Origin of the sequence: Portibacter marinus, assembly GCF_021533195.1 — a bacterium.
Lineage (GTDB): Bacteria > Bacteroidota > Bacteroidia > Chitinophagales > Saprospiraceae > Portibacter > Portibacter marinus.
Map to the genome: position 1 here is coordinate 49,262 of NZ_JAJNKB010000007.1, position 17,122 is coordinate 66,383.

General features: G+C 39.0%; 14 protein-coding genes. 7 read left to right on the top strand and 7 right to left on the bottom strand.

Annotation, left to right across the window (positions count from 1 at the left end):
* Positions 1 to 96 precede the first annotated feature (96 nt).
* Positions 97 to 2,430 (top strand): T9SS type A sorting domain-containing protein, encoded by a 2,334-nt coding sequence (locus L2567_RS15320; protein WP_235298679.1) that lies wholly within the window; start codon positions 97 to 99, stop codon positions 2,428 to 2,430.
* 57 nt (positions 2,431 to 2,487) lie between these two features.
* Here L2567_RS15320 and L2567_RS15325 read toward each other — a convergent pair whose 3' ends face one another.
* The 3 genes from L2567_RS15325 to L2567_RS15335 all read right to left on the bottom strand — a co-directional run bounded on the left by L2567_RS15325 (position 2,488) and on the right by L2567_RS15335 (position 7,174).
* The gene (locus tag L2567_RS15325) at positions 2,488 to 3,261 is read right to left on the bottom strand and encodes a sulfite exporter TauE/SafE family protein (protein ID WP_235298680.1); all 774 of its coding nucleotides are present in this window, start codon (positions 3,259 to 3,261) and stop codon (positions 2,488 to 2,490) included.
* 1 nt (position 3,262) lies between these two features.
* Positions 3,263 to 3,667 (bottom strand): methylmalonyl-CoA epimerase, encoded by a 405-nt coding sequence (gene mce / locus L2567_RS15330; RefSeq protein ID WP_235298681.1) that lies wholly within the window; start codon positions 3,665 to 3,667, stop codon positions 3,263 to 3,265.
* 240 nt (positions 3,668 to 3,907) lie between these two features.
* The gene (locus L2567_RS15335; protein WP_235298682.1) at positions 3,908 to 7,174 is read right to left on the bottom strand and encodes a BamA/TamA family outer membrane protein; all 3,267 of its coding nucleotides are present in this window, start codon (positions 7,172 to 7,174) and stop codon (positions 3,908 to 3,910) included.
* A gap of 129 nt (positions 7,175 to 7,303) precedes the next feature.
* Between L2567_RS15335 and L2567_RS15340 the strand changes: the two genes are divergently transcribed.
* The 5 genes from L2567_RS15340 (at position 7,304) to L2567_RS15360 (ending at position 12,733) form a co-directional block, all read left to right on the top strand.
* Entirely contained in the window at positions 7,304 to 7,951 is a 648-nt protein-coding gene (locus L2567_RS15340) for an MBL fold metallo-hydrolase (protein ID WP_235298683.1), read from the top strand.
* Positions 7,952 to 7,998: 47 nt separating this feature from the next.
* Positions 7,999 to 9,228, top strand: a complete 1,230-nt coding sequence (locus L2567_RS15345) for a hypothetical protein (RefSeq protein WP_235298684.1) — start codon at positions 7,999 to 8,001, stop codon at positions 9,226 to 9,228.
* Between the two features lie 133 nt (positions 9,229 to 9,361).
* Positions 9,362 to 10,378 carry a quinolinate synthase NadA gene (gene nadA, locus L2567_RS15350; RefSeq protein WP_235298685.1) on the top strand — a complete coding sequence of 339 codons (1,017 nt, stop codon included), beginning with the start codon at positions 9,362 to 9,364 and terminating at the stop codon, positions 10,376 to 10,378.
* Positions 10,379 to 10,547: 169 nt separating this feature from the next.
* Positions 10,548 to 11,801: a family 16 glycosylhydrolase gene (locus L2567_RS15355; protein ID WP_235298686.1), complete on the top strand. Its 1,254-nt coding sequence runs from the start codon at positions 10,548 to 10,550 to the stop codon at positions 11,799 to 11,801.
* 164 nt (positions 11,802 to 11,965) lie between these two features.
* On the top strand, positions 11,966 to 12,733 hold the full coding sequence (locus tag L2567_RS15360; protein ID WP_235298687.1) for an SDR family NAD(P)-dependent oxidoreductase: 768 nt from the start codon (positions 11,966 to 11,968) through the stop codon (positions 12,731 to 12,733).
* Here the strand turns inward: L2567_RS15360 and L2567_RS15365 are convergent.
* From L2567_RS15365 to gpmI, 4 genes are read right to left on the bottom strand one after another with little or no spacing between them, the layout of a single operon-like run.
* Positions 12,730 to 13,479 carry a M48 family metallopeptidase gene (locus tag L2567_RS15365; protein WP_235298688.1) on the bottom strand — a complete coding sequence of 250 codons (750 nt, stop codon included), beginning with the start codon at positions 13,477 to 13,479 and terminating at the stop codon, positions 12,730 to 12,732. The two genes, L2567_RS15360 and L2567_RS15365, sit on opposite strands and share 4 nt — an antisense overlap.
* Before the next feature lie 6 nt (positions 13,480 to 13,485).
* Complete coding sequence (gene serC, locus L2567_RS15370; protein ID WP_235298689.1) at positions 13,486 to 14,556, bottom strand: 3-phosphoserine/phosphohydroxythreonine transaminase; 1,071 nt, start codon at positions 14,554 to 14,556, stop codon at positions 13,486 to 13,488.
* Between the two features lie 15 nt (positions 14,557 to 14,571).
* Entirely contained in the window at positions 14,572 to 15,087 is a 516-nt protein-coding gene (locus L2567_RS15375) for a hypothetical protein (protein WP_235298690.1), read from the bottom strand.
* On the bottom strand, positions 15,084 to 16,598 hold the full coding sequence (gene gpmI / locus L2567_RS15380; RefSeq protein WP_235298691.1) for a 2,3-bisphosphoglycerate-independent phosphoglycerate mutase: 1,515 nt from the start codon (positions 16,596 to 16,598) through the stop codon (positions 15,084 to 15,086). Before gpmI ends, L2567_RS15375 begins: the two co-directional genes overlap by 4 nt.
* 115 nt (positions 16,599 to 16,713) lie before the next feature.
* On the opposite strand from gpmI, the gene L2567_RS15385 reads away from it, so the two are divergent.
* Entirely contained in the window at positions 16,714 to 17,076 is a 363-nt protein-coding gene (locus L2567_RS15385; RefSeq protein WP_235298692.1) for a DUF4783 domain-containing protein, read from the top strand.
* The last annotated feature ends 46 nt before the right edge of the window (positions 17,077 to 17,122 follow it).

Here is a 17,122-nt window from a genome sequence, read left to right on the forward strand (position 1 = left end):
TGTTGCAAACAATCGTTCGAATTTAGCGTAATATAGATGTCTAAAATCAATCGAAGTGGTTGTACGAATTCAAACTAAATTTTATAAAATATGAATATGAAAAGAATTACATTTTTACTGTTATGTATGATGCCCATGTTGGCATTTTCACAAGTAGATCTTCCCATCACCTTTGAGGATACCATAGATTATATGCTATCTGACTTTGGGGGAAATGCTTCAGAAATTGTTGTTGATCCCACCGATGATACCAATAGGGTGGGTCAGGCTACTAAAAATGCTGACCAGGTTTGGGCTGGAACGACTATTGGTACCAATGGGTTAGCCAATCCCGTTCCTTTTGACGATCAGAATACGATCATTAGTGCCAGGGTTTGGTCGCCAACTGCAGGCATACCCATTAGATTAAAAGTTGAAAATGCCAGTGATCCTGGAATAGCCGTTGAAGTCGAAGTGATGACCACTGTTGCAGAATCGTGGGAAACTTTGGAATTCAATTTTGCCGATGGAGCGGTAGGAACATTGAACCTTGCAAATGTTTACGACAAGGTTTCCATTTTCTTTAATTTCGGAACGCTTGGAACAGGCGAAACTTACTTTTTCGATGATATTATTTTTATTGGAGGAGGTGGAATCACGAAATCCTTATTGGATTTACCCATTACATTCGAAGATACGGCTTCTGTGGATTACGGACTTACAGACTTTGGAGGAAATGCCTCTATGATTGTTGTAGATCCCACTGACGAAAACAATCTCGTGGGTCAAGCTACAAAAACAATGGGATCAGAAGTATGGGCAGGAACTACCATGGGCGGTTCAGGTCTGGCATCAGCCATTCCTTTGACCAGCGAAAATGCATCTATGACTGCATGGATTTGGTCACCGACAGCTGGAACACCAGTTAGGCTCAAAGTAGAAAATGCAGGAGATCCGGGCATTTCAGTGGAAACTGATGCTTTGACTACAGCTGAAGGAGAGTGGGAAATGTTGACCTTTGATTTCACACAAAATGCAGAGGGTACAGCCGCGATAGATTTTTCAAACACTTACAATAAAATCAGTATTTTCTTCAACTTTGGTACTTCAGGTACTGGTGAAACCTATTACTGGGATAATGTTATGATGGCCGAGTCGGGTGGATCTGAAAAAATGCAGGTAGACCTACCCATTACTTTTGAAGATACCGCATCTGTAGACTATGGTTTAACAGATTTCGGAGGTAATGCCTCTATGATTGTAGTGGATCCTACTGATGAGAACAATTTAGCAGGTCAGGTCATAAAGACCATGGGCTCTGAAGTTTGGGCAGGAACAACTGTGGGAGGAAGTGGATTAGCAAACGCTATTCCTTTCGACCAGGATAATACCATAATGACGGTGCGGGTATGGTCACCGACGGCTGATACGCCCATAAGATTGAAAGTGGAAGATGCAACTAATGGTGGTATATTTATTGAGGCGGAGACCAATACTACTGTCGCTGAACAATGGGAAACATTGGAATTTGATTTCGCTGATGCTGCAGCCGGTATTTTGAGCCTCGATAATGTTTATGATAAGGTGAGTGTTTTCTTCAGTTTTGGAACTGCAGGAAACGATGAGACTTACTTCTTTGATGACATCATTTTTGCAGGTGGAGGTGGATTAGGAGAAACAGATACACGACCCAATTTCCCGATCACATTTGAAGATACAGCAAGTATTGACTATGCTTTTGCTAGTTTTGGCGGTGTGGTTGGTCAAATTGTTACAGATCCGACAGATGAAAGTAATTTAGTAGGTGAAGCTGTCAAGACCGATGTTGCTGAGACGTGGGGTGGAACTGTCGTAGGTGCAAATGGCTTGGCGATGCCTGTACCATTCTCTGAAGAAAATATGAAACTTAGTGTTAGAGTATGGTCTCCAGATGCTAATACACCTGTACTTTTAAAGCTGGAGAATGCAGTAGACGCTGGACTTTTTGTAGAAACATTGAGCACTACTACTGCTGCAGGAGAATGGGAGACTCTAGAATTCGACTTTGCTAATCCCGCTCAAGGGCAAGTGGACTTTAATGTGGATTACGATAAAGTGGTGATTTTCTTCAACTTTGGTGTATCAGGCGGTGAAGCAGGTGAGAAAACTTATTATTGGGATGATATGATCTTCTTGGGTTCATCTTCTACTCAAAATATTACTTTCAATGAGGCTGGAATAATGGTATCGCCTAATCCTGCTAGGGACTTTATAAGAATAGAATTTGAAAATCAGCTTTTTCAGGAAGCTCCGTTAAGGATTTTTGACGCCAGTGGAAGATTGGTAAGACAACAGCGAATTTCAAATAATGATAGTAGAATCAATGTATCTGACTTGAATTCAGGAATTTACTATCTCAATATGATTATTGCTGATAAAAACTATATTCAAAAGGTTTCTATCAGTAAATAATAAAGATTTATTGGATTCGAAAGAGGCTGCTTACTTAATAAGCAGCCTCTTTTTTATTTAACCTATGATAAACGCAAAGACTCCAAACAATTGCAAAATGGCCAGAATGACGATAATGACAAGCATCCGATAAGCCCAGATATCGGCTTTAGGAAATTTAGATGCGAAGTTAGCTGCAAAGTAGCCTCCCATTAATTGACCTATTGCAATGATTCCTCCTGCCTTCCAATCCACCAAACCTCTGTTGTGAAAAATTGCAAGCACAACAATACTATATAAAAGTACAGTGAAACCTTTAACAGCATTTGCTTCAATAATATTAAACTTGCCGATCAATACCGTGATTAAGAGAAAGAATACACCCATGCCCATTTGAATAAAGCCACCATAAAAACCAAGTGCTAAAAACATAGGAATGGCCAGCCATGGATTCAGGCGTGCGTGGGCATCCGGCGGATTTAGCCATCGCTTAGGTCTTATCAAAAGTACAAAGAAAACAGCGATCATTAGATACTTAAAAACCGTTCTGAATTGTTCATTGCTAACATTGAGCGCAACCCAAACCCCCAGCATGGCACCTGTGAAACAACAGAATATTAAAAGCCCATGCTTTTTAATCTTAAGTTTGCCATTTTGATAAAAGCTAAAACTTCCACTTAAGCCCTGAGCTACTACACCTATACGATTAGATCCGTTGGCAAGATTTCCGGGAAGTCCCATCATCTCTGAAAGAATAGTTAGGGTAATGGCCGAACCGAATCCGGAAAGGGTATTGATGATGCCAGCAACCAAACCTCCAAAAATGGCGATGAAATAGATAAACCATTCCATATTAGTCAGCTGCTTCCTGGCACAATTCGATCAATACTCCGTTGGTCGATTTCGGGTGTACAAAACAAATCCACTTATTATCCGCTCCTCTTTTGGGCTCATCACTCAGCAGCCGGAATCCCTGTGTGGACAAACGCTTCATTTCTGCCTTGATATCAACTACGGCAAAAGCGATATGATGTATGCCTTCACCTTTTTTTTCAATAAACTTAGAAATAGCACTCTCTGGATCTGTACTTTGAAGAAGCTCAATCTTATTCGGACCGTTTTTAAAGAACGAGGTGATTACCTTTTCGCTGGCAACAGTCTCTCTTTTGTATGGTTGTGAACTGAACAAAGCCGAATAAACTTGTTCCGCCTCCTCCAGATCTTTTACGGCAATACCTATGTGTTCCACTTTCTGCATCTGCGAAAGATACGTAATCTCTCAAAAAACAAAAGCCCTCTTCAATACTCATGAGGATTTCGTCCAACATTCTGCTTTCCTTTTTTGTAGGATTAGTATTGGACTATAACTATTCCTGGTAATATATAAGCACTATTTTGAAATACGTAAGGTCATTAAAATCTGATTAAACTTCGCTGTGAACTCGAAGAAAGTCGATTGACAGACCAAAGCTGGTTATTAGAAAAAGTCAATGAAAAATTAAAAATCCATTCCAAATGATAGGTAAAGTCTGGGTTTTTGAACGATCCTGGTTTCTACACCCCATCCATAATCCAGTTTGACAAAATATCCGAACAGCGAAGTTCTCATTCCCAGGCCATACCCCAGAATCAAGGGATCTCTGAAATATCTTACGTTCACACGAACCGTAGGTGGACTTTCTAAGGTCAGTGTATTGATAATATTTTCTTCACTATATGGTGTTAGTCCGTGCCAGGCTGCCCCCGCATCCACAAAACCGGTAATCTGAAAATTTCTGATGAGTTTATATTTAATGCGTCCTGCACTGAGCATGTTGAAGATAGGAAGGCGGATTTCAGAATTGAATAGTGCAAATGAAGTCCCATTTCTAGCATTAAAATTAAATCCACGCAGATTCGCAGCAACTGCTGTGAAAGCGTAATTTCCTCCGGGCGTAGGCGTATCCATATTAAATACTGGCCCAAGCCAACTTTCCACACCTCCAAGGTAATAGAGAATATTCTCCGATCCAAAATTTGTAGCACCGGCAAACCTATTGGCCCAGACAGCATAGCGACCAATGGGTGTGTAATGCCTGACATCAGCTCCCAATATGGTCATAAATGCTTTGCTCAAATTGAACTCTACAGGAGGGGTCAGGCTGACATTCATGCTATTTACTCCTTCCAGATAAAATTTATAGCGCATTCCTCTCTTGATATTCAACTCTACATCATAAGAATTATCATAGATGTATTCAAGCTTCAAACCAAGGCGCTGACCTGTGATGTTCGGCACATCCAAACTGGCTCTTTCATTGACCAAGTCAAAAAACTTGTCAGTTCTAATAGTCCAGCTTGCCCTAACACTTGTAAAAATATCCAGAGGATACTTCAACTGATACATGGCAATGGTAGTATTCTTCCGCGTACTCAGGTTGGGATTGGTAAAGAATTCAGGTCTTTCAGAAATCGACCTTCTATAGAGTGCATATTTTTTATCAATCCTTTTCTTTTTATCGTCAAAAGTGAGGAAGGCTTCAGAACCATTGAGCGAGGTTGGTAGTCGAACGCCTCCTTCAAAAACATAATCTTCAAAAATGTCCTTGATATTGGCTTTCATAAGGTAACCGAACGGTTGGTGTTGATAAGCTTCCTGGCGGTCACCTGCATAGCTATCGAGGCCTTCAAATAGGACACTGTTGTCCATCTTAGATGTTAAATCGTCTATTCTAAACCTCAATCGGGCAGCAGTTGCCCTACTATTGATAAACTTCACCACATTGTTTTTGGCTTTACTCTGTATAATGGTTGGGGCAGGTCGACTGGTTTCGGAAAAGAGATCAAATTCAACTTCTTTAGTTTCCTGTGGGTAATCTTCGCTAAATTCCGTTTGAAAATAATATTCCGGATCGATAAAACGGCTACTTTCTATATGCACGACATCCGGTTCATTATCATCAACATTAACATTTGATTTGCTTAAACCTCTTTCTTCTCTCTTCCATTCCGTAACAACTGGATTGAACTGTTGGTCAAAATCAATATCACCCAGATAAATGGACTGTCTTTTGCCATTTCTTAGCGTATAGATGTATCGATTACCATCAGCGTCATGTTCTAATAAATTACTTTGTAGGTTAGAATTATAGTAAGCCTGTGGAAGAACATCCAAAGCCTCGATATTTGCTATTTTTCTATTGATTATGCCGCTTCCTCCGGAAAGATAGGCTACTCTATCATTACCTACATATACAGGCTGCCGGTCACTTTCACCAGGAGTCTTGCTAATGCGAAAAAGTTTATTTTCCTCTGCGGACATATCCAGGAAGAAAATATCGAATTTTTCTATTGGCAAGATGGTGTCCAGCTTCCTTTCTACTAAGTAATTGTCTGTACGGTTAGACGAGAAAAGCACTCCATTTCGACCTTTAATTTGTGCAGTTTTTACATCCAGGTCGTCAAAGAAGTCATTGGTAATTCTGGTGGATTGTCTGTTGATAAAATTATATTGATAGAGATCTGAGAATCCATCCGTAGTAGCAGAAATCACCATCTCCTGGTTATTAATATAATCGGCACTGTACACTCTCCTGTACTCAGGTGCAAATAAATCATCAATCACCTCATCAGTTTCAAATGAAATTCTTCTATGTTTGATGATATCTCGCTTCTCATAAATGATTGAAAGTTCGCTCCCTTCATTGGACCATGAAATAACCGGATAGTTGAAATCTGTAATTTCCAAAGGATTCTTCTTTCCCACCTTTAGAACTGAAAATTGTGTGTTTTCATCAAAATCGTAGATGTAAACCTTGATTTTACCAATTTTATTTTCAACAAATGATGCGTAACGCCCGTCAGCACTCAATTTCACATCAGATATAACAGTATTTTTTTTAATCTTGACGTCTAATAAATCCTCTTGATCTGCAGGGTTTAGCTTAGGGTTTAAATCACGATATCTTTGCATGTAATGTGCATACCAATCTGCTCTTAGCTGTTTATAGGGAACACCAATCACATAAATGAATGCTGCTTCCATGTTGCGGTTAATTCGGGTCAGATATAGAAGGTTTGAAATGGATGATTTGCCGTAAGTGTCTCCTATGTACTTCCAAAATGAATGACCAGCCAATTGAGGATGGTCCTTACTTATTTTTTTAAACGACTTATATCTTCTTTTATCTCTGGTCAGAAAATGCCTCAATTGATCATCTGCTTTTTCATCCCATTCAGTTTCAACATACTTGCTGATGCCTTGACGATACCATTTTGGCACGTTAAACATTACAGCATTCTGAACGATTTCCTGGAATGAATTACCAAATAACATAGAGTTGATAAACACTTCTGCAACACCCTGCCTGATTTGCTTTCTGAGATTATTATGATTGCCGTCGAAATACACAAAAACTTTATTGTTAGCCACTTTGGTTCTTCCGGAGACCGTTGTGAAGGTTTCATCCAGGCCAATGTTACTCATTTTCAAATCTGTGAGATCAGAAAAAACGACAATTTCTATTTTATCATTCATCCTGTGTTCAAGGATTTCCTGAATCTCATTGAAGTCCATTTCAGCCAACTGGAGCGTGGGGATACCTACAAACTTTCCGCGATCATACCAATAGGTCTTGAAGTTCTGCGTTTCATATTGCCACCAATATTTGAAGTTGTTGTGATATTGCACCCTATTTTTACCAAAAGTCGTATTGATGCTTTGCCCATTGGAATAAAAGCAGCAAAAAAGCATCAGAACTAAAAGGTATACCGACTTTTTTATCATAGGATAAACAATTTACGAATAATTAGCGCTTGATGAAGCAACATAAATCACTTTAATTAAGTTTTAAGGATTGGAAACGAAAATGTGCGATATTTTCACACATAACCAATATTAATCTTAAAATATTTCATGCATTTAGGCATATTTACTTTCAATCCTTTTCAGGAAAACACCTATATATTATACGATGAAACTGGTGATTGTGTTATAGTTGATCCCGGATGTAGTAATCAAAAGGAAGAAAAAATCCTCGCAGATTTTATTTCAGGTCATTCTTTGAATCCTGTAAAATTAATCAACACCCATTGTCACATTGATCATATATTGGGTAATAAATTTGTCAGTGAGCACTATCAATTGGGCTTAGAAATTCATAAAGGAGAATTGGAGACCTTGAGAAGTGGAGTGGTGGTAGGTCAAATGTATGGCATTCCATATAATGTATCTCCTGAGCCCTCTAGCTACATTGAAGAGGACGATTATTTAGAGTTTGGCCAGACTAAGTTGAAGGCTATTTTCACACCAGGTCACTCACCGGCCAGTCTTTCATTTCTGGAAGAGCAATCGAACATCCTCATAGCAGGAGATGTACTATTTCTGGAGAGTATCGGTAGAACAGATCTGCCGGGTGGTAATATGTCAACGCTCTTACAAAGTATAGATGAAAAGTTGATGGTTTTAGAGGATAGCACTCAAGTTTATCCTGGGCATGGTCCGAAAACCACGATTGGTCATGAGCGCGTTAACAATCCATTTCTCCGTCAATTAAGCAGATAATAATTCGTTTTAATTCAAACACATTAATAAAAATTAAAAAATTAGATATGAAACTTAGTTTATTGAAGAATTTAATGGTATTTGCAGGGTTCGCCTTCTTACTTACATCATGTGATCCTGATGGAGGTATTATAGATCCACCAGGCGAAGATGATCCATTAGTATCGGTGACCGGTATCCCTAGTGCACCTATAACAGCAGGCTCTGTATTTACGATTTCTATATCAGGTACACCTACAGATGATAACCAACTGAAGAGTGTAGCTTTTAAGGAAGGAAATCAAAATATTTCATTTTCCAGAATTACAGTTGACGGAACACCTGCATCTGCAAATCCAATATTGTTGTTCGGTAGCGATAAAGACGGCGTAGCGTGGTCTGTAGATATCGTTGCCCACGAAACAGTCGGTGTAGAACAATACGAAGTAGAGTTTACAGATGAAGGGAACAATGTAGGTGGATTTACTTTTGATGTAGAGACAGAGTTAGTAGTGGAAAATCCAACGATTTCCATTGCAGGTGAAATGACTGTGATGGTGCCTTCTAATTCAGTTTTACTGGCGAAGACCACCTTAGGTATGGGAACATATGATCTTTCTACGCTTACTTTTTATCAAGGTGATAATACACTTGATGCAAGCAGAGTGACTTTTGGAAACACTGCGATAGATAATAATCCGTTTGCCTTACCTTCTGATTTTGCAGATGGTGGAGAAGTAGACATTTTTCTAAGAGTCCAAGAGACTGCAGGTACTGAAACTTACCGTTTTGTAGTAGAAGATGTAGAAGGAAATACAGCGGAAGAGGTATTTGATATCACTACGGGAACAAATGTAGACACATTAGATGGTGTTTTATTTAATGCTGGTGGACCACAAGGAACAGGAGGATTGGATTTAGATACTGGAGAGAGTACCAATTCAGATGATGCAGCGGCTGAAATCAGAGATTTAGGAATAGATCTTGATGAACCAGCAGCAAGCAATTGGATTCAAAGAATTACCGGTGCCAATAATGCTACTTTAAAAGCGATCGTTCCAGGTGAAAATGGATTACTAGAAAGCTTTGAATTTGAATCAGTGGGTACAAAGGAAGATATTGTATCTTTATATGAAAACAACAGTGAAGATCTAGATGACAATACCAGTGGTACTGTTGAGGCGGGTGATATATATGTTGTAAAAAGAGATGACGATTATTATATCTTTATCGTAAGAGAGGTCAATGTTGTGACAACAGACAATAGCGACAACTACGTATTGGATATAAGAAAGTAATAATTTGATTATTTTATTATAATCGAGCCGAAGCGCATCAGCTTCGGCTTTTTTTATGTCAAGTATTACTCCTATTTTTATGAACCAGGGGAAGCAGGAATGAGTTGTAGAGTTAAGAGATAAAATCAAACTTATGGCTGAAGTACAAGAATTAGAAATTGCAAAGGGAAATTTAAGTAAAAAGGGCTTTCTCGATATGGAAGTCGACCCTACATTAGATTTGGTGGAGGAAATTGAAAAGTTGAAGAAAGAAAAGAATGCCATTATTCTAGCACATTATTATCAAGAGTCGGAGATCCAGGATGTGGCTGATTATATAGGTGATTCATTAGGACTTTCGCAGCAAGCGGCGAATACGGAGGCCGATATGATTGTTTTTGCTGGAGTTCATTTTATGGCTGAGACTGCAAAAATGCTATCTCCTTCTAAGAAAGTAGTGCTTCCGGATCTAAAAGCCGGATGCTCTCTGGCAGACTCCTGCCCGCCGCATTTATTTAAAAAGTTTAAGGAGAAATACCCGGATCATGTGGTCGTTTCTTACATTAATTGTACTGCTGAATTGAAGACGCTAACGGATATTTGTTGTACATCTTCAAATGCTGAGCACGTCATTAATTCAATTCCTAAGGACAAAGGAATCATTTTTGCGCCTGATCGAAATTTAGGAGCTTGGTTGATCAAGAAAACGGGTAGAGATTTGGTCTTGTGGAATGGTACCTGTATGGTACATGAAATTTTTTCTAATGAAAAGATTACAAAGCTTCAGGTTAGATTTCCCAAGGCTAAGTTGATAGCACATCCAGAATGTGAAGCCCATATTCTCGATAAGGCAGATTTTATAGGTTCCACCAGCGGTCTTTTAAAGTATACCAAGGAATCCAAACATGAAGAATTTATCGTTGCGACGGAAAGTGGTATTATTCATCAGATGGAAAAGGCTTCACCTCACAAGACTTTCATACCTGCACCTCCTAATAATGAAAATTGTGCATGTAATGAGTGTCCTTACATGAGGCTTAATACGATGGAAAAACTGTATTTGGCCATGAAATATGAGCAGCCGGAGATCATTTTAGAGGATTGGATTATAGAGCAAGGTGTAGCTTCGATAGATCGGATGTTGGAAATTAGTAAGCGGGCGGGTTTGTAGTTATTGGTTATTCAGCTTTTGCTCCCTCGCCTGCTTTGCTGCTAGCTCTGAAGGAGCTTAATTTTAAAGAAAAGCCTCATTTCAATACGACAAACTTCAAGAAAATAGTCAGTATTCTTTCTGATAATTTCTATGATCAATCTTATCTTAAGCCCAGATAAATCTGTTTATGAGAACCAAACTACCCATTGTCATCGTCATATTTTCTTTTAACATTGGACTATACGGCCAACTCTGCTCCGGAGCAGAAATCTATACCCAAGAAAGTTACCAATATGGACGTTTCGAAGTGTCTATGCAATCGGCTCAAGGTGATGGCATCATCTCCTCATTTTTCCTTTATAACAAAGATGCTGGTTGTGACTGGCCAGCTAATAACAATGAGATAGATTTTGAAATGACAGGAAACAATAATCTCATTTATATGACTACTCACCATCCCGGTGAATCCCAGCCTTGGTTTTATGGAGACACCCTTGACTTTCCTGATAGCCCACATGCTGGACTAAATACTTATGTGATCGAATGGGAACCGGGGATCGTTCGTTGGTTTATTAATGGTACATTAGTCTATGTTCAAGATGACCCTGCAGCATTGGATTTAAAATATCCGATGTCAATATTTATGAATATCTGGCCTGCTGACTTTGAAGATTGGGTTGGGGTTTGGGACCCATCGGTCATGCCCAGATCAGCTTCTTATGATTACGTAAAATACTATCGTTATTCACCTGATAATGGAAATACAGGCACAGATAATCATTTCACCCTGGAGTGGGAAGATGAATTTGACTTACTTGATACAAGTAGGTGGGTGATAGCTGATTTTAAGAAATTGTCTAATAGTTATTGTGATTTTAGTAAGAGTAGTGTCAGCATCTCGAATTCGAAACTTATACTTTCTCTCAAAGAGAGCCAACCTGACAATACACCAATTCCAGTGACTTTCTCAGTCAATATGGCAAGTCAGAATCTAAACAGTTCAGATAAGGTTTATCTCAATGGCACTTTTAACGAATGGTGTGGTGCTTGTAATGAGATGCAAATGGAGGGCGATGTTTGGTCATTGACACTTCCATTAAGCCCCGGTAATTATGAGTATTTGTTCACGGTTAATGGTTGGGATGAAATCGGCAATGCTCCTGCTGGGAGCTCATGCGACTATTATCCCTGTGATGAGTTTAATAATTACGGTTTCACACTATCATCAGGTGAAAGTGATTTAGACTTAGGTACATTTTGTTGGTCTGAGTGTAGTAAGTGCACCATTTCAAGTACTTCTGAAGAAAATGTTTTAAGAAAAAAGGAGCTGATAGGGGTTTTTGATGTCAATGGGCGAAAGGTGGAAAGCGTAGAGAATCAACTTCTGTTTTATATTTACTCAGATGGATCTGTAGAAAAGAAATTGATTTTCGAATATTAAGATTTTGAAACTTGCAGGATTTATTTGCATCGTGTTAAGTTTGAATATTTCTGGCCAATCAACTCATCGGTGCCAATGAACTCATTGGTGCCAATGAAGATTAATTCTGCTATCAAGCCTTGCCAACTGGATTTTCGTATTTTCGAATCCACAAAAAACAAAACATGAACATCGATTTTTCCAATAAAAATGTAATTATAACAGGAGGATCCAGAGGTATAGGTAAAGCTATTGCGAAACTATTTTCAGAGGCTAGCGCAAATGTGATATTCACTTATCATTCGAACCATAATGCTGCTCAGGAAACCATGCTCGAATTAAGCGGTACAGGAAAACATAGACATTATGAACTCAATATCGCTAATCCTACAAGTGTCAGCCAATTTGTCGATCAGGTTATAAAAGCATATGGCGCAGTGGACATTTTGATCAATAACGCCGGCGTCTTCATTGAACACAAACTGGCTGAAATTGACTTTGCAGAATGGCAGAACATCTGGAATCGTACCATCAACACCAATTTAACAGGCGTTTCTAATTTGTGTTATCTAGTAGCACGACAAATGATTAATTCCCGAAAAGGTAAAATTATCAATATTTCATCCAGAGGTGCATTTAGGGGAGAACCCAATTGTCCCGCCTACGGTGCAAGTAAAGCCGGATTGAATGCTTTAAGTCAATCATTGGCACAGTACCTGGCACCCTATAATATAAGAGTAGGAGTAATTGCACCTGGTTTTGTGGAGACAGAGATGGTTGCCGATTTGCTGGACAGTCCAGCCGGAGAGCAAATCAAGGATCAAAGTCCATTGAAAAGAGCTGCAAGTCCTGAAGAAATAGCCAGGGTCGTTGCTCTGTCAGCGATGGAAGGAATTGATTATATGACTGGAAGCATAATTGATGTCAATGGAGCATCTTATTTAAGATCCTAAAAATCACATTCATGACCATTGGTCTTCAGCCATTTCTCCGCTTTCTTATAATCGGGCATAACCTCACTGACAATTTTCCAAAATCGCTTGGAATGGTTCATTTCCAGCAAGTGCGCTAGCTCATGAACGATGACGTAGTCCTGCACAGATTCTGGTGCAAATAATAATCGGGTTGATAAATTGATATTAGAAGAAGTAGAGCATGATCCCCAGTTACTGCGATTGTACTTCAACTTTACACTTTTAATGTTTTGGCCAAAATACGCGTCGTTAATTCGCTGGACACGATCAGTAATTTTACCGATATAAAGTTTAGCAATAACTCTGCTGATCAATGTCGAGATATCTTTTTCCGCCTCCTCTAAATCTACTCCGATGGCTAACTTGATCCAAATAATGCCTGCACCCAGATATTTCGCGGAATGATTTTTATTTCTACTGTAGTCAATTCTTAAGCCATATTCCTTATCGTACAACTGAAATTTATAACCAGTCTTGTACTGTTTCTTTATAAACCTTCTTTTAAAACGATCCTCTACTAAAACCTTTTCCTTGAGCCACACATAGAATCGGTCGATCTGATCCTGTTCTTCTTTTCTATTTAGAAAGAGAGGAAGTCTCAAAATAGCATGATGCTTCCCTAAAGAAGCGCGAATAGAGTTCCTCCTCTCTTTAAAAATCTTAACAGGAATATCTAGGTCATCGACCCTTAAAAGATAAGTTTTATGCTTTGACTTGGATGGCAATATCTTCTATGCGTTTTTGTCTTCGAAATTCTTCATAACTTCTACCAAAGTTTGAACTCCAGATTTTGGCATAGCATTGTATATAGATGCTCTAAAACCTCCTACAGAGCGATGGCCTTTCACACCAACACATCCCGCCTCAGCGCAATCCGCCAGAAAAGCCTCCGTATGTGACTCATCTTTCACTAAAAAACAAACATTCATTCTGGATCTATCTTCTTTGGCTGCTGTTCCAACAAACTTCGAATTTCGGTCAATCTCATCATAAAGTAAGTTTGCCTTTTCAATGTTCCGCTTTTCCATTGCAGCAATCCCACCATTATTCTTAATCCATCTGAGGGTAAGCATGGATACATAGATAGGATAAACAGGCGGAGTATTAAAGGAAGAATCTTTGTCAATATGCGTTTGATAATTCAACATCGTAGGAATTTTCCTGTCCACTTTACCCAGCACATCCTTTCGAACAATCACTAAGGTCACTCCAGCCGGACCCATGTTTTTTTGAGCTCCTGCATAAATTACAGAGAACTTGGAAACATCTATGGATCTGCTGAAAATATCGGAGGACATATCAGCGATGTAAGGAACCTTTGTCTTCGGCCATTCAAAAATTTCTGTTCCGAAAATGGTATTGTTACTGGTCAGATGTAAGTACTTCAAATCCTCAGGAATTTCATATCCTTTCGGGATGTATGAATAGTTCTTATCTTTTGAAGAGGCCACTACATTGACCTCACCAAATAACTTTGCTTCTTTGATTGCTTTGGACGACCATGAGCCCGTATCCAGATACCCTGCGGTGTCATCTTCCCCGAGAATATTCATAGCAGTCATGTAAAATTGAGAACTTGCTCCTCCCGACAGGAATAGTATTTCATATTCATCCGGTACTTCGAGAAGTTCCTTGACCAATGCTTTCGCCTCGTCCATAACGGCAACAAATTGCTTTGACCTATGGGATATTTCTAAAATAGAAAGTCCCATATCTCCAAAAGATAGTGCTGACTTGCTTGCTTCTTCTAAAACTTCCTGAGCCAATATTGCAGGCCCTGCAAAAAAATTAATTTTCTTCATGAATTGATTTAGTTTTTAATATTCAATCAGTACCTCTTTCGTGATATCTTTTGTGAATCTATTTAGGTCTTCGGACTTCAATAGGAATGATGCTTTTGGAACGAAAACAATGGTCTGTTTGCTTTCTGATAATATCGTTTTTTGCAAACCATCAATTTCAATTCGTGTGACTTCGTTGTTCTTTGTTTCTACTGTTAGTTTTCGGGTAATCAGATCATCTTCCTTCGCTGTATAAACGGTTTGACTACCTTGTTTGTTTTCTTCATATTTTCCTGCAAGTGCCGGCTTATTGATGTTGTATTTATTCATCATATTGAGCTCAGGTGTGATGGTATATGTGCCGATGTTTTTCGTTTCTGTCACTCCATTCAGTGTGACTGTTTTTCGAACATTCTGCTGATTTTTAACCTCTTCAGATAAGTCCTTGATGTAGGTTTCTAAATCGAAGTATCCAACACCTTTGGTTGCAGATTCCTGGGTGGCACAACTTGTTAAGAATATCAGACAGATGATGTAAAGACCGTACCTCATGTTACCAGAATTTCTCCCGTCATCTCTTGTGGTCTTTCTAAACCCATCAAGCTTAAAAGTGTAGGAGCTACATCAGCTAATTTACCATCCTGGATGGTTTTGGTTCGACCCGCTTCACTCAAATAGAAGATGGGTACCATATTGACTGTATGCGCAGTGTTAGGGGAACCGTCCTCATTGATCATTATATCAGAGTTTCCGTGATCAGCAATAATTAGTATTTCATAACCTAAAGGCAGTGCAGCTTCAGCAATTTGCTTAACACAATCATCTACCTTTGTTGCTGCCTCTTTAGCTGCTTCAAAATCTCCTGTATGGCCTACCATGTCCGTATTGGCAAAATTCAGGCAAATAAAATCTGGCTCATTTTGATGTATGTCTGTTACGATTTTTGACTTGACCTCCTCTGCACTCATTTCAGGTTGAAGGTCGTAGGTGGCCACATTGGGTGATTTGACCAATATCCTTCGCTCTCCTCTAAATTCATCCTCTCTGCCTCCACTGAAGAAAAAAGTGACATGAGGATACTTCTCCGTTTCAGCGATCCTAACCTGTGATAATCCAGCATTAGAAATCACCTCTCCCATGGTATTCTTTAGATTGTCTTTAGTATACATAACATCGAGACCTTCAAAACTTGCATCATAGGTGGTCATGGTAACGAAGTCGAGATTTAATTTGAACATTTCAGGTTCTTCGTGATCTCTCTGTGTCAGGACTTCAGTCAGTTGGCGAGGCCTATCGGTTCTGTAGTTAAAAAAGATGACCAGATCGCCATCAGAAATTTGCATATCCTCCACTTTTATCGCCTGCATGAACTCATCAGTAACATCGTTGTCATATGCTTGTTGAATGGCTTCTAATGGTTTATCTGTAGTGATTTCAGAAATTCCATGGACCAATAAATCATATGCCTTTTTCGTCCTTTCCCAGCGATTATCTCTGTCCATTGCATAGTATCTACCGATAATCGAAGCCAATTTAGCATTCTTATCTTCGGTGAATACTATTAAGTCTTCTAGGAACTTCTTTCCCGATTTAGGATCAGTATCCCGACCATCTAAGTATGCATGAATATAAACCTGACGGAGACCCTTCTTATCAGTGGCCTCTATAAGTGCTTTCAGATGATTAATATGGGAATGAACCCCGCCATCTGAGACCAAACCCATCAAATGAACTTTTTGATGTTTTTGACTGGCCTTTTTTAAAGCCTGAACCAACACTTCGTTTTGCTCAAAACTTCCTTCTTGAATGGCTTTATTGATCCTTGTGAAGTCCTGATAAACGACTCTTCCAGCTCCGATGTTCAAATGACCAACTTCTGAATTTCCCATTTGTCCATCCGGAAGTCCCACCTGCATACCAAAAGTTATTAATTCAGCATTGGGATAGTCATTGTAAAGTGAATCAATAAAAGGTGTTTGCGCCTGAGCAATTGCGCTAACTTTGGGATCTTTACCATGTCCCCATCCATCAAGTATGATCAGCATTGACTTCTTTGTCGCCATATCTGTAAATTAGGGGGCAAAATTACTTAATAATATTTCATTCAAGGACACTCAGTTGTGAAAAATGAACTAAGAATTACTTTCAATGCGTTAATAACAGCAAATGCAAGAAATTATGAGAATCTTCTCAACCACCATATTTATTTTAATTGCTCATTTTACCTTTGGACAAGCTGAGATTTTTACTGCGATAGGCAATTCTGATGCTCAGACCCTTAGCCAGTCTTTTGCAAATGACATCGAAATTTGCATTGGCACAGACCAGGATTTTTACTCTAAAGCAGGTGCAGTTAAAAAACTAGATGCATTTTTTTCTAAAGTGAAGCCAAAGGATTCCAAGTTTAAGCACAAAGGGAGTAACAAGGACAAGACCAGTGAGTATTCGGTAGGTAGTATGAACACTGAGAGCGGTACGTACAGGGTATTTATCTACTACGAGGGCAGTAAAGTTTCAGGAATTCATTTTAATAAAGCATAAGGACAGTAGTTCAAGGCAACAATAGATAGGCTTGAATTATTGCAAT